General features: G+C 55.8%; 13 protein-coding genes. 6 read left to right on the top strand and 7 right to left on the bottom strand.

The features are described from left to right. Nucleotides 1-10 precede the first annotated feature (10 nt). Nucleotides 11-1,135, bottom strand: a complete 1,125-nt coding sequence (locus ACF0H7_RS12740; protein ID WP_397453107.1) for a zinc-dependent alcohol dehydrogenase family protein — start codon at nt 1,133-1,135, stop codon at nt 11-13. A 330-nt stretch (nt 1,136-1,465) separates the two neighbouring features. Between ACF0H7_RS12740 and ACF0H7_RS12735 the strand changes: the two genes are divergently transcribed. From ACF0H7_RS12735 to ACF0H7_RS12720, 4 genes are read left to right on the top strand one after another with little or no spacing between them, the layout of a single operon-like run. Beyond that, on the top strand, nt 1,466-1,906 hold the full coding sequence (locus ACF0H7_RS12735; RefSeq protein ID WP_397453106.1) for a cupin domain-containing protein: 441 nt from the start codon (nt 1,466-1,468) through the stop codon (nt 1,904-1,906). Then, entirely contained in the window at nt 1,903-2,961 is a 1,059-nt protein-coding gene (locus ACF0H7_RS12730; RefSeq protein ID WP_397453105.1) for an L-dopachrome tautomerase-related protein, read from the top strand. The genes ACF0H7_RS12735 and ACF0H7_RS12730 overlap by 4 nt, the downstream gene beginning before the upstream one ends. Continuing rightward, entirely contained in the window at nt 2,958-3,335 is a 378-nt protein-coding gene (locus tag ACF0H7_RS12725) for a hypothetical protein (RefSeq protein ID WP_397453104.1), read from the top strand. The genes ACF0H7_RS12730 and ACF0H7_RS12725 overlap by 4 nt, the downstream gene beginning before the upstream one ends. Next, the gene (locus ACF0H7_RS12720; RefSeq protein WP_397453103.1) at nt 3,332-3,751 is read left to right on the top strand and encodes an SRPBCC family protein; all 420 of its coding nucleotides are present in this window, start codon (nt 3,332-3,334) and stop codon (nt 3,749-3,751) included. The genes ACF0H7_RS12725 and ACF0H7_RS12720 overlap by 4 nt, the downstream gene beginning before the upstream one ends. 15 nt (nt 3,752-3,766) lie before the next feature. Here ACF0H7_RS12720 and ACF0H7_RS12715 read toward each other — a convergent pair whose 3' ends face one another. After that, entirely contained in the window at nt 3,767-4,669 is a 903-nt protein-coding gene (locus ACF0H7_RS12715; protein ID WP_397453102.1) for a LysR family transcriptional regulator, read from the bottom strand. A gap of 255 nt (nt 4,670-4,924) precedes the next feature. Between ACF0H7_RS12715 and ACF0H7_RS12710 the strand changes: the two genes are divergently transcribed. Both ACF0H7_RS12710 and ACF0H7_RS12705 read left to right on the top strand, forming a co-directional pair. Beyond that, nucleotides 4,925-6,025: an alkene reductase gene (locus ACF0H7_RS12710; RefSeq protein WP_397453101.1), complete on the top strand. Its 1,101-nt coding sequence runs from the start codon at nt 4,925-4,927 to the stop codon at nt 6,023-6,025. A gap of 244 nt (nt 6,026-6,269) precedes the next feature. Next, complete coding sequence (locus tag ACF0H7_RS12705; protein WP_397453100.1) at nt 6,270-9,053, top strand: EAL domain-containing protein; 2,784 nt, start codon at nt 6,270-6,272, stop codon at nt 9,051-9,053. Between the two features lie 191 nt (nt 9,054-9,244). On the opposite strand, the gene ACF0H7_RS12700 is transcribed toward ACF0H7_RS12705, so the two are convergent. The 5 genes from ACF0H7_RS12700 to ACF0H7_RS12680 form a co-directional block, all read right to left on the bottom strand. Further along, the gene (locus ACF0H7_RS12700; RefSeq protein ID WP_397453099.1) at nt 9,245-9,652 is read right to left on the bottom strand and encodes an NUDIX domain-containing protein; all 408 of its coding nucleotides are present in this window, start codon (nt 9,650-9,652) and stop codon (nt 9,245-9,247) included. Continuing rightward, nucleotides 9,652-10,230, bottom strand: coding sequence for a TIGR00730 family Rossman fold protein (locus tag ACF0H7_RS12695; RefSeq protein ID WP_397453098.1), 579 nt, complete (start codon nt 10,228-10,230; stop codon nt 9,652-9,654). The genes ACF0H7_RS12700 and ACF0H7_RS12695 overlap by 1 nt, the downstream gene beginning before the upstream one ends. A 283-nt stretch (nt 10,231-10,513) precedes the next feature. Then, entirely contained in the window at nt 10,514-11,857 is a 1,344-nt protein-coding gene (locus ACF0H7_RS12690; protein WP_397453097.1) for an OprD family outer membrane porin, read from the bottom strand. Between the two features lie 458 nt (nt 11,858-12,315). Next, complete coding sequence (locus ACF0H7_RS12685; RefSeq protein ID WP_397453096.1) at nt 12,316-13,587, bottom strand: spinster family MFS transporter; 1,272 nt, start codon at nt 13,585-13,587, stop codon at nt 12,316-12,318. Nucleotides 13,588-14,127: 540 nt separating this feature from the next. Further along, nucleotides 14,128-14,886 (bottom strand): SDR family NAD(P)-dependent oxidoreductase, encoded by a 759-nt coding sequence (locus ACF0H7_RS12680; protein WP_397453095.1) that lies wholly within the window; start codon nt 14,884-14,886, stop codon nt 14,128-14,130. Nucleotides 14,887-14,916 lie beyond the last annotated feature (30 nt).

Below are 14,916 nucleotides of genomic sequence, written 5' to 3'. Positions count from 1 at the left end.
CTGTCACTCCTCAAAATTCAATAACCTGACGCACCGCGCTGCCGTCATGCAGGCGGTCGAAACCTTCGTTGATATCGTCCAGCTTGAGCTTGCCGCTCAGCAGCCGGTCTACCGGCAGGCGACCGTCACGATAGAGCTCAATAAACCGGGGGATATCGCGGATCGGCACACAGGTACCGATGTAACTGCCCTTGAGCGTTCGCTCCTCGCCCACCAACTGAACCACATTGACCGGCAACGTCGCCCCAGGTGGCGGCAGACCTGCGGTAACCGTCATGCCACCACGCTTGGTCATCTGCATGGCGTTGTCGAGTGCCCGGATCGAGCCGGCCATTTCGAAAACATAGTCGGCGCCGCCACCAGTCAGTTGCCGCACCTGCTCCACAGCGTCCGGGTCGCCACCGTTGACCACCGCTGTTGCACCGACTTCCATGGCCAGCGCGAGCTTCTCGGGTGAAAGGTCCACAGCGATGATTTTGCTGGCCCCTGCCGCTCTTGCGCCCAGTACTGAAGCCAGACCAACACCGCCAAGGCCGATCACCACCGCCGTTGAGCCCACTCGCAACTGCGCGGTATTGACCACCGCACCGACCCCCGTCAACACCGCGCAACCAAAGAGCGCAGCCTCAACAAAGGGTAAATCGCGGTCAATCTTGACCACGGAGTTGCGCGAAACAACTGCGTACTCGGCAAACGCCGACACGCCCAAATGGTGATGCACATGGCCCGCAGGGCTGCTTAAGCGGACCGAGCCGTTGATCAGCGTACCGGCGCCGTTGGCTTTCGCGCCTGGCTCACAGAGGGCCGGACGACCTTCGGCGCAGGGCAGGCAATGGCCGCAACTGGGCATGAACACCATGACCACATGGTCGCCCGGCTCAAGGTCGCTGACCCCTTCACCCAAGACTTCGACCACACCTGCGGCCTCATGCCCGAGCGCCATTGGCATCGGCCGAGGGCGGTCGCCATTGATCACCGACAGATCGGAATGACAAAGACCCGCGGCGCGGATACGCACCAATACTTCACCCGGCCCTGGCGGTGCCAGCTCGATGGTCTCGATCACAATCGGCTTGCTCTGGGCGTAAGGCGGCGCCGTATTCATGTGTCTTAGAACAGCAGCTCTGATTTGCATCTTCGTGTCTCCGACGCAACTGGACTCGGGAGTGAGTACTCACAACTATGCCGCAACTTTGAAGGACCAGAAACGCACCACGAAGCGCAGCTGTTTGGAATTTAATTCACAAGACGACCACTACATTTGCACCTGTCGCAGCACGGCTGTCTATCCCCTGCTGCTGGCCTCGTCAGGTCAGATATTCATACGCGTCGGGCCATCTGTTATTTCCATTCTCAAGTCTTGTGCGCCCTCGCAGCGTTTTCTGCAATCGGTCCAATGCTTATCCTGAACCCATCAAACAACAGCGCAGCGCCCCTGAGAGGACGCCCAAATGAGGGTTTCAAAATGACCGAAGCAATCACACGGAAAAAACTGGTGGAGGCCGCGCCTCACGCCTCGTTCGATCTCAATGCGATAGTCAAGACCTTCCCCGAGACCTCCGACACACTCTTGGTCGATACCCGTCTGACTGACGAAGACGAAGCCAGTGGCCGGGTGTTTCGGGTCTACCACCCTACCCCTGCCCACTACCACGCTACCTGTGACGAATACCTGATCATCATGTCCGGACGCGCGCGCTTTTTCATGGGCGACCGCGAACCCTTTGAAGTCGGTCTGGGCGAGATGCTGTTCTTCAAAAAGTTCACCATCCATGGCATGCCGGAGATCCTCGAACATCCACTGTTCATGGTGTCGGTCGATACCCCTCGGCGCGACCCCAGTGACATCATCTTCGTCGATCCAACCGCCGGCACTGCGGCGTCCTTCGTCAAGGCCCTGCCATGAACACTCATCAGTTGGAGATCTTCGCGACCTTCCCGGTTGAACGTCCAGGTAACCCGACCGTCATGCCGGACGGAAGGGTTTTGGTCTCGGTGTCCGCCATCATCGCTCCGGATATCAGCGTACGCGCGGTGGCCAAAGACGGCGAGCACCCGGCTTATCCCAATGAGACCTGGGCCAGTAAACCCGGAACGGATGGTCGCGGCATGTCCGCGGTGATCGGCATCCGCACCGACCCCGAAGGTATCGTCTGGATACTCGACATGGGCGGTGCACAGCAACAGCCTCGGCTCATCGCGTGGAATGATCGCGAAGATCGCCTGCAACGTCTGATCGTGCTGCCGCAAAACGTACTGCGACCCAGCTCGTTCACCCAGGACTTTGTCATCGACTGGCGACGCCAGCGCATTTACATCGCCGACATGACGATGAACCCCGCCGGTGAGAGCGACTATCCGGCAATCGTCGTGGTCGACCTGCAAAGCGGCCTGTCGTGGCGGTCTCTGGAGTGCTACCCGGGGTTGATGCCCGGGGATGTGCCGCTGATGATCGGCGGTAAACCCCTTGCGTTGCGTACCCCAGAAGGCGACGTCATTCCTTATCGTTACGGCCTCAATCCCATCGCGATCGACCCCTTGGGCCGATGGGTCTATTTCGGTTCGATGTCAGCACGCAAGGTGTATCGGGTTTCAACCGAAATCCTCGCCGCACCTGGCGCAGACGAACGCCTGAGCGAAGCGGTGGAGTACTGGTGTGAAAAGCCACATTGCGATGGTTTTGATGTCGACGCAGAGGGCAACGTCTATGTGACCGACATCGCCAACAACGCGATCGGCTTGGCGTCACCTGCCGGCTACCGGATTTTGGCCCAGGACGATCGGTTGCTCGGTTGGCCTGATGGGGTTGAACTCGATGCGCAGGGGCAGTGGCTCTACATTACGGCGAACCAACTGCACCGCCACCCACTGCTCAATGCCGGTGAGGACGACAGCCTGCCACCCTTTCATGTCCTGCGTTTACGGGTGGATGCGCCGATGGGATTGAACGACGCACCATGAGCAATAGCCGTCCTGCGTTAGTTGCAATTGCGCTGCTGTCGATCACTGCCTGTGCCATGGGCCAGTTGCAGATCCAGGACGGAGTCGGCATCGGTGTCTGGGGCTACGTTGCAGTGGCACTCATTGCAACAGCCTACTCATGTGCCAAGCCAAACGCGTGGCCTGGTTGCCTGTTCGAGTTGCCGAGACCCTCAAGGATCTCGGTCACCCAGCGCCTGTTGACCCAATCTGCCGCAGTGGTTTGCCTGCTGCTGGCCCAATGCCTGAGCGGGACTGTCGCGGCAAACCTGTCAGTCATGGGTCTGCTCCTGTTCATTCATACCTTGGTGCTGGCACGCCTGCCCCTACTCTCCCTCTGTAAAGGTGAAAAATGAGTAAAGTCCATATCTCGATTACCATCGCACGCCCGGCCGAACAGGTCTGGTCGACTCTTGGCGGGTTTGATTGGCTACCCCGTTGGCTGGATCTGATTGCCAGCAGCAGCCTCAGCGACGGCGGACGCCTGCGCCATCTGAAAACCGCCGATGGCACGACCATCGTCGAACGCTTGATCACGTTCGACGAAGACCACATGAACTACAGCTACGCCTTGTTGGAAGGCCCCTCGCCGGTCATTGACTATGTGGGCACGATGTCGGCTAAAGACGATGGCAACGGGGGGACGCTGGCGAGCTGGTCCAGCAGTTTTCTGGTCCAGGGGGCCGATGAAGCTCAGGTGGTCGAGCATTTCGAGGCCATCTACCGCGCCGGGCTGGCGCGCTTGAAGAGCGTCATCGAATCCGCAGACTGAAGACAACGCCGGGATTTAATCCCGGTTCATGAAGGCTTGCAGACGCGGCACCATAAAGTCGAGGAACGTCCGGATACGCTGGGGCACATGCTGCCCGCCCTGATACAGCGCATGGACCTCCTCGCAGTCATAGCCCGTTTGCCCGAGCACCTCGACCAGTCGACCCTCGGCGAGGTCCTGATCGATGTGAAAGTCGGCCAACCGGGCAATCCCCACACCGGCGATTGCCATGCGTCGAACGGTCTCGCCATTGTTGGCCTGCAGGTTGCCCTGAACAATGCGATCCACGATGCGTCCACTCTGGTGCATGGGCCACACAGGGCTGGCGCGACGGAAATTGAAGCTTAAGCAGTTGTGCTCGTCGAGTTCATCGAGGGTCTGGGGAACTCCAAATTTTTCCAGATAACCCGGGGACGCAACGATCTTGCGCCGGGCCACGCCGATCTTCCTGGCACGCAGCGTTGAGTCATTCAATGCCCCCACCCGAAAGGCAATGTCGGTTCGATCCAGGTACATGTCGACGATGTCATCGCTTAAGGACAGGTTGATTTGAATGTTTGGATGCGCCTCCCAGAAAGCCGGCAAATGAGGTTCGATCGCCAGTGTACCGAAGGCTACCGATGCGTTGATCCGCAAGGTGCCGCGGGCTTTCTGCGCCCCCTGGGCCAACACCCTTTCGACATCATCCAGTTCTGCCAGCAAGACATTGCTGCGTTCGTAGTAAATCCGTCCTTCATCGGTCAGCGACAGTTGGCGTGTCGAGCGCTCCAACAGGCGAACGCCCAGACGTAGTTCCAGGCGGACAATCAACTTGCTGACCGTTGATGGCGTCATCAGCATTTGGCGCGCCGCTTGCGAATAACTGCCGGCCTCGACCACCCGCACAAATACCAACATTTCGCCCGCTCGGTTATCCACGTCTTTCTCCCGCTCATTTATTAATGAAAAAATATCACAAGCGATACCGGGTAATGAGCCGAGAAATCACGCCTTCCATTCACTTCACCTTTGAATATATTTCACCCCGGCATCATCCAACGCCCGTCAGACGACCCTGGCCGTGATGTCCGAAGTTGTGAAACGGCCTCACAGGTCATGTTCAGGCGCGTGGGCTTATCAGGAGCCGGCACTGCGCTTACCTTCTTGGCCATCACCAAGACAGGACGGGATCCCATGACCACATTGTTTGAACCTTGCCGGGTTGGCACGCTGAATCTGAAAAATCGCATTGCAATGGCACCGATGACCCGAGCGCGCAACCCGGATGGCATCGCCAGCGACCTCACCGCGCTTTACTACCGTCAACGTGCCAGCGCGGGCCTGATCATTACCGAGGGCACACCGATTTCGCGCTCGGCCGAAGGGTTTCTGGCCATCCCCGGCATCTACACCACACCGCAGATCAATGGCTGGAGCAAAGTCACCCGGGCAGTCCACGATGCCGGCGGCGTTATCTTCACCCAGCTATGGCATGTCGGACGCGTCTCCCACGTGAGTATTCAACCCGACGGCATTGCGCCGGTCAGCTCAACCTCGCAGATTGCCCGCAACTCCCAGGCCTGGGGCGTGACGGAGAGTGGCGAGCCGGGGCCGGTGGATGTCTCCAAACCCCGCACCCTCACTACCGGCGAAGTCAAACAGGTGATCCGTGACTTTGCCCAGGCAGCCGCCAATGCAATTGATGCCGGATTCGATGGCATTGAACTGCACGGTGCCAACGGCTACCTGATCGAGCAATTCCTCAATCCGTTGGTTAATGACCGTACAGACGAGTACCGCAGTGACACGATAGAAAACCGCTCACGCTTTTTGCTGGAAGTGGTCGATAGCGTGATTGAGCGCATTGGTGCACAACGCACAGCCATCCGCCTGTCGCCCTTTGGCGGCCTGTTCGACATGGGCTTGTATGACGATGTCGAAGACACCTACCTGTACGTCGCCGACCAGTTGTCCCGGCGCGGGTTGGCCTACGTTCATTTCATGGATCAGCTGTCGCGAGGCAGTTCGCCGATTCCAGGCGACTTCCTGAAAAAATTCCGTAGCCATTACCAAGGAACATTGGTGCTCGCCGGGGGCATGACTAAAGAAACTGCAGAGCAATTCCTGCGCGATGGATTGATCGACATCGCAGCATTTGGTGAGCCCTTTATCGCCAACCCTGACCTGGTTGAGCGACTGCAAAACGACTGGCCCTTGCTAACACCAGACCGGGCTTTGAGTTATGGCGGTGGGGCCGCGGGGTATACCGACTATCCGACCTACCCAACCAATTAAAGCCGTTCGTATTTAGCCAGGCGATGAAAGAAGCGGCCGACTTATGTCGGTGCCGGGTAGAGTGCCACCGGCGGCACTCTACACATGGGTATTCACCGAGATCTCAACGTACAAACCGAAACCTTCGTATGACGTCGTTACACCCATGGACTAGCTGAACGTTCCTTAGGTAGGAGTGTCGCGGCCCACAGCCATCAGTAACCTTCCCGGTAACAAATCAAATAACCGGGAAGCAAAACCAAACATGGAAACCACCAGCGAAACCAATACCCTTGCACAGAAACGACACATGGCTGCCGAGTTCTGCCAGCGCGTGCGTAAGAGTGTTCACGATGCGCCGTCTTTATGGCTTGGGGCCTTCTTGGCAGCGGGTATCGGAGTATTGATGGTGGTCTCGCTATCTTTCGCCCGACAGCATGTCGAACGCCAAACCATGGCGGACATTCGCAATCTCAACCTGACCCTGGAGGCGCGCCTCGATGCCGGCCTGCTTCGGCGTCAACAAAAGTCGTTGAGTATGCTGGCACGAGAGTTGGCACCATTGCTAACCGGCAAGACCGCCGATAAAAGCGCTCTTGAGCATCAGTTCGCGATCATCAAGAGTCGCTTTGGTGATCTGCCGCCATTTCAGGTTCTAGACCTTCAAGGACACGTCCTGTTCGCAACCAAAAATCAGACTTTACCGCCGTCGCTCGCTCAACAACGACTGAGGGCACGGCTGATGCTAGTGGAAAATCGCTCGGTTAATGAGCGCGAATCGAACATGGTATTCGACCATCAGAACGGTAATACCGAACTGCAGTTGGCAATGCCGATTTCAGGCCCTCAGCATGAGCGCACGGGCTGGATCACTACGAGCTTGCCGCTCAAGACCATCGAAGATCTACTTAAGGAAGTCGATATCGGCCCCCACGGCGCCATTGAACTACGCCTACTGGATCCGGCAAGCATCGTTCTGCACCGGCCCGTCATAAACCAACCACATCGAACCTATCCCAGCGATATGGTCGATCAGGCACTGGCAGCGGGGAGTAATCAGGGCATTACTCAGTCCACCTCAAGTGTTGACGGTGTCGAGCGTCTCTACGGTTTCCAAAGGGTTGCCAATTATCCGCTGGTGATCGTCACCGGTTTTGCCCCCCAGGATTATCTTGCCGAGTGGCGTACGCTCACTGCGGCTTCAGTGATATTTGTGCTGGTCATGCTGCTTTTGATTTTCAGCCTGCAACTGAGGCTCCAACGGACTCGCATCAGCGAGCGTCATGCATTGGTAGCCGTGCAGGGAAACGAAGAACATATTCGTTTGTTGCTTAACTCGGTGGGTCACGCGATTCTGGTGATTGACCTGAGTGGAATCTGTATTTTTTTCAACTCCGCAAGCGCACGAATTTCGGGGGTTAAAGCCGAGCGCGAGTTGCTGGAGTGTGCGTTGGACCAATACTTTCCTGACACCCGTCTAGGGCCACAGAACTTCACGCAACGGATCATTGAAACCGTCAACAAAGGCGGTGCCTTTCACTGCGAAAACAGCGTATTCCGGGATACTGCAGGCAAGGAGCTTCCTGTCGAAGTCTGGGCTTATCCGAACATTCGCAATGGCTTGTTGATCGGTGCCGTTATTACACTGCAGGACATTTCCGAACGAAAATCAGCCCAGCAGCGTATTGCGTTCATGGCTTATCACGACGCTCTGACGGGCTTGCCCAATCGCCGCTTGCTGCGAGAGCGCTTTGATCAGGCCGCCGTGCAGGCCGACTCAAACAGTCAATCATTAGCCCTGCTCTATCTCGACCTGGACAATTTCAAGAGCATCAACGACTCGCTTGGCCATCAGACCGGTGATGAGGTTTTGCGCATCCTCGCTCAACGGCTATCGGCCTTGGATGAGTTGGACACCGTGGCGCGTTTGGGTGGCGATGAGTACCTGCTCCTGGTCAAAAACCCTGACCTGGATCGTCTTGGGGAGTTGATTACCAAAGTACTACAGAGCACAGGCCAGCCTTGCAACTTGGCTTCTCGCCACCTGTTGGTCACTCCGTCAATTGGGGTCGGGCTATACCCACAGCATGGTCGCGATTTCGACGCGCTGCTCAAGGCCGCCGATACCGCGCTCTATAAGGCCAAAGCCGCTGGGCGTAATACCTGGTGTCTATATACCCCTGAAATGGGTCTCCAGGGCATACGCCAACTTGAGCTGCAAATGGAGCTGCGCCAGACATCAATCCTGGATCAGTTGACCATTCATTACCAACCCCAAATCGACCTTATCACTGGCAACGTCGTGGGTGCCGAAGCTCTACTGCGTTGGCCACATCCTGAAAAAGGCACAATTTCACCCGCTGAGTTCATCCCGGCCGCTGAAGCCTGTGGTGCAATCATTCCGATTAGTCACTGGCTGATGCGCAACGTTTGCCTACAAGCCGTTGAATGGCAACGTCAGGGATTAGGCGAATTGGTGGTCGCGGTAAACTGCTCGGCAATGCAATTCAAGCAAGGCGATCTTTTCCAAGAGGTCTGCGATGCACTGAAAGAATCGGGATTGGCCCCACATTTACTGGAGCTGGAGCTCACTGAATCGATGCTGATAGATGATACCGAACGAGTAATAGGTATCCTGTCCGCGCTGGCTGCAATGGGAGTAAAGCTGTCTATTGATGACTTCGGTACCGGCTATTCGAGCATGTCCTACTTGCGCAGGTTTGCCGTCGGCAAACTGAAGATCGACCAATCGTTCATACGTGGAATTCTGACCAGCGCCGACGATGCGGCTATCGTCCAAGCCATGATTTCCCTGGCCCACAGCCTGAACATCAAAGCTGTGGCCGAAGGTGTAGAGTCTCGAGAAATATTAGATACGCTGAACGCTTGGGGCTGCGATCAAGTGCAGGGGTTTTATTACGCTCGGGCCCTGGAGCCCTCTGCATTCAAATCATTTCTTCACCATCGCGGGGAAGGATTACCGGTGTCAAAAAGGCTGTATACGCCAAGGAAAACGCGCCTGGCAACCGCCGCTCTTATCGCCGTATGACCGACTATTCTGAAGGCGATAATACTGCCGACCACGATCAAACCGGCCAGGTGTATTCCCAGTGATTTGTTTTTATATGACGTTGAATGTCGGCCCGATTGATGCCGCCCCACGAGGGGCCGGAAGGTGAAAACGCCAATGCTGCTGCGTTCAGTTGTTCTACTCCGTCAACAGCAGTGCCCATTGAAGGATCACGATAATTGCTCACGTAGCAGAGGCAGAGCCGCACGAGTGGCAACCGTCAACCTCTCGGGCACAGCGTCCAGGGAGTACCAACTCATACCTGAATGTTTATCGGTCTCAACCAAATAAGGGATGCCGTCAAAGTCTGAGGTCTGGTAGACAGGCGCTACCCAGTGCTCGTTGTTTTCTAGATCAATCTGATCGACCACGCAAAGCAGTACCAGATTAAAGAGCTGGATTCCCAACTCTTCAGCAATCTCTCTCTTTACCGCATGCTCAACCAGTTCGAGAAAGTCGACTTTCCCCCCTGGCAAACCCCAGCAGCCTGACTCGGGATCATTCAAACGTTGGATCAGAAGGATTTTCCCATCCTGGATAATCGCTGCGCCACAGCCCAACCGAGGTGACTTAGCCATCAAGTTTCCTCCCGCTTGATCCACTTGGTTACGTTCTGGGCCCGATAGCTAAGAACGGAAGCCAGCAGCGAGTCCACATCAGGTTTAACAATTAACATTTGACGGTGCACGGGTTTGAGGAAAGCTTCGTCCACGACATGGTCAAGAAACGATGATAGACCGTCATAGAATCCGTTGATGTTGAGCAGCGCACAGGGCTTTACGTGCTGCCCAAGTTGCGCCCACGTCCATACCTCGAATAGCTCCTCCAACGTACCTAGACCACCGGGCAAAGCGATGAATCCGTCCGAAAGCTCGGCCATCAGAGCCTTGCGGTCATGCATCGAATCGACAATGCGCAGGTCGCTGAGCCCCATATGGGCGACCTCTTTTTCAGCCAGAAATCCAGGGATTACTCCGATTACTTCGCCACCTCGGGCCTGTACGGCATCAGCAGTTGCTCCCATTAGGCCTACCGAAGCGCCGCCATAGACCAGTCCAATATTTGCCTCGGCCAGTGCGTAACCCAACTGAGTAGCGAACTCCGAATACACTGGCAATCGACCTGGGCTGGAACCCGAAAAAACACAAAGCCGCATACAACCTCCATTCCTATGAGCCGTTCTATTCGCACATTCTGTATGACCGTCATGCCTCTCGCCTGAGGGCCGCAAGCAGAGGACAACTCCTCAGTCCCCTTTTGCCAGAATGCGTGGGACGCAACCTCCGCCGCTGTGAAGCTCGGCGGCGGAAGCCGCAATTTTCAGCAGCGCACTCAATTAACTAGACGGGTATGACCCACTCTCATCGCCGCAAAATTCTTAACCGGGTACGGCACAGTTTCCTAGACCGCGGGGGCAGAGTCAAAACCGATATTTATTCTTACCATAGGGCATAGGTGTAGTTGATATAAAAGCGCGTCTGATCCTGATCCTGCACAGCCGACGTTGGCAATTCGGAACGGAAATTTGCACGGCGCAGTGAGAAACTTAAACCCTTCAATGAACCGCTTTGCAAAGTGTAGTCAAGACGAAGATCGCGCTCCCATTCACCGTAGCGGTCAGTCGTCACACCACCAGCCCCCCGAATGTCGCTGCCTTTAATGTAAGTGAATGACGACTTTAGGCCCGGCACGCCCAACATAGCAAAGTCGAAGGTATAGATACCGAATGTCGAATTTTCACCGGCGCGGGTGAAGCTGTTTATCATGATATCGGTATAGAGATAGATGCTCGCGCCGCCCTCGCCTTCAGAATGCCCTCGCCCATCGACAACGCCTCCATTGTTGACAATGGCCATTCCGCCGCTATCGCTTACACGCTGATGACCCAAGGTCAATGCATGACCAAGCAAGGTGTAGGTAAATGCTGCCGACCACGTATTGTTGTTAATTTCGCCTGTGTTGCCATCGTTATAACCGTTTCGAAAAGCATAGTTTGAGTCAGTACCGTTTTTACCGTCAGACTGGCTGTTGAAATATCGCAGATCGGTCTTTAGCGACTGAGCCGGCGTCATCTGGTAGACGTGTACCAGTCCCAGGAAGTTTTGACGGTAGTAATCTTCCAGTTTGGCGTAGTAGTACTGCAGCGTGAGGTCTTCATTGATCATCCAGTCAGCTCCGCCAAACCGGAAACCATCGGAACCTTTACGTCCCCCTGCTGCAATACCTGCCCAATTGCTGGATGCACGACCGATCTCACGACTCAGATTACCGGCAGTAAACGTAAGGTTGTCGATCTCCCTGGAGGTGAAAATCGCCCCTTGGTAGCTTGCCGGGAGCAGTCGGCTATCGTTGGACACCAGGATTGGCAGATTGGGCGCTAAAGCGTTACCGGCCTTCAGCTCGCTTTTCGATACCTTGATCTTGCCGTTGGCACCTAAGCGGCTCCAGTCACTTACCGGCGAGCCGTCACCTTCCGTGGGTGAAATCGTATTGTTGGTAGCCGTGTTGTGCGGGGAAATACCGCCCCCAACGTTTACACCGACTAGCCCCTGAACATCTAAGCCCACGCCAACCGTGCCTTGAGTGAAACCAGAAAGGAAGTCGAATCTCAAGCCAGTCACCGTCTGACGTTGATCGATACCGTTCGCGTTTCTTTGATCATTTTCATAGTAAAAAGTACGAGAGCTAATGGACGCTTTACTGTCATCAATAAAACCCGCGGCATTAGACTCTTGGGCCAGGACGCCCGTTGTAACCGCAAGTGCCAAGAGGGACTTTTTCACTGGTATTGCTCCCATTTTTTAAGAATTTTTATTTTGTGGGTATGCGCTAAACCGATGGCTACTTACTGCTATTCAAGTCGCCACCCGGCGGAGTGCAGCCTGACGAAACATATCGTCAGGCTGCACTTACTGGCGACAATGTGCCGTGTTCAACAGCACATTAACGCCCAGTAAGACGACGTGCACATAGTGCATCGCAATGGCTATATCCAATGGAGACAACAGTCAACCATGAACATCAATCACGCCAACGCGATGAATCCAAGTCGCACAAAAAAGACGGCCCATCAAACTATCGTGTGCAGGGGCACTGATAAACTCAGGCGTCGAAAGCGAATACTTTCTCGATGCCACAACGTAAGTGGACGCTGCCTTCCATCCGAAGACCGCATCTCTTCGGTATTTCAGACTGCTCCATTTAAATGACGTGGTCGCAGATCTGACGTTTTAGTTGATGGTCAGCCCAACGAGCGACTCTCTTGATCCGCAGCCTTTCTGAATCGAGGAAGCAGGTAAAAGAAGGCGATCGCCGCCAGCAACGCCGCAGAAACGCTCACGATCGCAGCTGAATAGCCAACCAACTCTTTGTCCTTGAAGACATAGTCAGTGAATACACCGGTCAAGGTCGGTCCGGCTGTAAGGCCAATAAAACTTACCCCCAGCAGGTACAGAGATGTCATCACCGCGCGGTTTTCGTTTTGGGTGATGAATTGCAAGGCAACGGGCGCAGCGCCGAAGGCAAAGCTGCCGAAGTAGAGAATTATCGCCAACAAGATACACGCAGGCACGAGGGTCGTTGTGAACGGAAACAGCGCTAATGGCACCACAAGGCCGAGCGCAGCAATCACGCCGACGCGGACGGTGGCGTCGATATGCCCTTTCTTAAGCAGCCGATCTGACAGCGCACTGCCGGACAAGATGCCCGCCGTGCAAAAGATCATCATGATCACGCCCAGGGTGTAGGCGCCTTGCGAGGGGGTGAGGCCCATGGTTCTCGACAGGAACGGCCGGCCCCACAACAGGGTCACATTGAAGGGCACCGACAGCATCGAAAAGCCGAAGATGTGTAGCAGATAGCTCGACTTGTGTCGTTTGAACTGCGCCAGGAATGGCACACGAGGGCGATTGCCGGTAACGACCGACTCACCAGTCCTGCGCACAGGTTCTTTCAGGGTCATCGCTAGCAAACCGACCAACACACCCGGTAATCCAACGATAAAAAAGACCGCCTGCCATGAACGAGTGGCACCGAGGAGCGGGATCTCGATCGTCGGGTGTGCGCTCACGGCCTGAACCACCAGCCCACCGATGATCAGCGCCACCCCGCCACCAAAAACGATAGCGGCGGTGTAGACACCCAATGCCAACCCGCGCTTGTGCGGGGGGAAATAATCACCCAGCAATGAGTAACCCGCAGGCGAAAGCCCGGCTTCGCCAATACCGACGCCGGCCCGTGCCACGAACAACTGACCGAACGACTTCGCCAGCCCGCAACAGGCCGTCATCAGACTCCAGGTTATGATGCTGATCACGATGATGCGTTTGCGATTTGAACGGTCAGCTGCAACGCCGAGCGACACGCCTAAACCCACATAAAAAATAACGAAGGCCAATCCATGGAGTAATGCGATCTGGCTGTCGTTGATACCCAGGTCACGCTGTATCGGTTCGACCAGAATGGTCAAAATAACGCGATCAACATAAGAAAAGGTATAGGCCAGAAACAGCACGAATACGGTGTACCAGGCCAAGGTTGGACTGGGCCAATCTGCAGTACCGGCGGGCGAAGACATCGAGGTTTCGATGGACTCTTTAATTGTCATGATGACCGTCTCTTTTTATTTTAGATTTTTAACAACGGACTTCGTCTGATGCTGCTGAGCAAAAAAAAAGCGCAAGACATCCCGTTCTCACCGAAGCAGGTCATGCATCCGGTCAGCGCCCAGTTTTCTCAATCCTGACCCCCATCGAATCGCTTCTAGCCGTCGAACAGCTTTGAGCGGTTACGTCAGACGCCAATACGCACAGAAGAATCCGCGATTTTTTTCGTCATTCACAACCTAGCACTCGTTCTAAAATATTGCAACAGGTTCTGTCTGACAGAACGAATAGGCTAAAGCTTGATCAGACTCACCGAGCCAACGCAGCGCCACAGGTAGAAGTAGATCACCCATCCGTCGACAATCAGGCCAGTACAGATGACCTTTTAAAGCGCCATCTTCCTGCCCGTTTTTTGCGAAGTTAAACGGCACCATACCGGGGTGGCTCCTTTACAGGCATCGCCCTCCGTCGACGATGATGTTTTGCCCGGTCATGAATCCGGGCGCTTCGCTGGCGATCCAGACAATCGTTTCGGCGATTTCCTCAGGTTGCCCCAACCGATGCAGCGGGATATTCGGCAGGTAGCGCTCCATAGCGGCATCCCAGGCTTCATCCGGTTGCAGAAACTTCTTGAACATCGGAGTTTCCAGAGAGCCCGGGGCCACCGAGTTCACCAGAATTCCCACGTCGGCCAGCTCCAGCGCGAGGGTCTGGGTCAGGGAAATGGCCGCCGCCTTGGCTGCGCAATAGGCGCTCATTCCCGGTCGCGCCCGGCTACCCGCCACCGAGGTGACATTGACGATGCGCCCGCTGCCTTGCTCGCGCATCAACGGCACCACGGCTTGGGCGAGGTGCACAATCCCCATGAGATTGACATCCAGCACCTGGCTCCAGAGTTGGGCCGAAACGGCCTCAAACGGTAGATTTGCCTGGGGCAGGCCGGCGTTATTAACCAGCACATCCACTCGCCCCCACCGCGTGCGAACCTGGGCGATGGCCCCGCGCACCTGCGCCTCGTTGCAGATATCCACCTGGGCCGACAACACGCTCAGGCCGCTGGGGTCGAGCGCCTTGGCCTGGGTCGCGGCCGCATCGCCATCGATGTCCAGCAGTACTACCTGAAAACCTCTCCGATGCAGCAGGCCTGTGGTCTTGAGACCTACGCCACTGCCAGCACCAGTGACGACCGCCACTTTTTCAACAGACATAATGTTCTCCCTGCTCGCCGGCTCGATAAA

Source organism: Pseudomonas sp. NA-150 (genome assembly GCF_044336365.1).
Classification (GTDB): Bacteria; Pseudomonadota; Gammaproteobacteria; order Pseudomonadales; family Pseudomonadaceae; genus Aquipseudomonas.
The sequence above is the reverse complement of the archived record's forward strand: the minus strand, read 5'-3'. Positions and strand labels throughout refer to the sequence as shown.

What these genes read in the sequence shown, in the direction of transcription:
- ACF0H7_RS12740 (WP_397453107.1), bottom strand. Translation starts at nt 1,135, where the DNA reads ATGCAAATCAGAGCTGCTGTTCTAAGACACATGAATACGGCGCCGCCT.
- ACF0H7_RS12735 (WP_397453106.1), top strand. Translation starts at nt 1,466, where the DNA reads ATGACCGAAGCAATCACACGGAAAAAACTGGTGGAGGCCGCGCCTCAC.
- ACF0H7_RS12730 (WP_397453105.1), top strand. Translation starts at nt 1,903, where the DNA reads ATGAACACTCATCAGTTGGAGATCTTCGCGACCTTCCCGGTTGAACGT.
- ACF0H7_RS12725 (WP_397453104.1), top strand. Translation starts at nt 2,958, where the DNA reads ATGAGCAATAGCCGTCCTGCGTTAGTTGCAATTGCGCTGCTGTCGATC.
- ACF0H7_RS12720 (WP_397453103.1), top strand. Translation starts at nt 3,332, where the DNA reads ATGAGTAAAGTCCATATCTCGATTACCATCGCACGCCCGGCCGAACAG.
- ACF0H7_RS12710 (WP_397453101.1), top strand. Translation starts at nt 4,925, where the DNA reads ATGACCACATTGTTTGAACCTTGCCGGGTTGGCACGCTGAATCTGAAA.
- ACF0H7_RS12705 (WP_397453100.1), top strand. Translation starts at nt 6,270, where the DNA reads ATGGAAACCACCAGCGAAACCAATACCCTTGCACAGAAACGACACATG.
- ACF0H7_RS12700 (WP_397453099.1), bottom strand. Translation starts at nt 9,652, where the DNA reads ATGGCTAAGTCACCTCGGTTGGGCTGTGGCGCAGCGATTATCCAGGAT.
- ACF0H7_RS12695 (WP_397453098.1), bottom strand. Translation starts at nt 10,230, where the DNA reads ATGCGGCTTTGTGTTTTTTCGGGTTCCAGCCCAGGTCGATTGCCAGTG.
- ACF0H7_RS12680 (WP_397453095.1), bottom strand. Translation starts at nt 14,886, where the DNA reads ATGTCTGTTGAAAAAGTGGCGGTCGTCACTGGTGCTGGCAGTGGCGTA.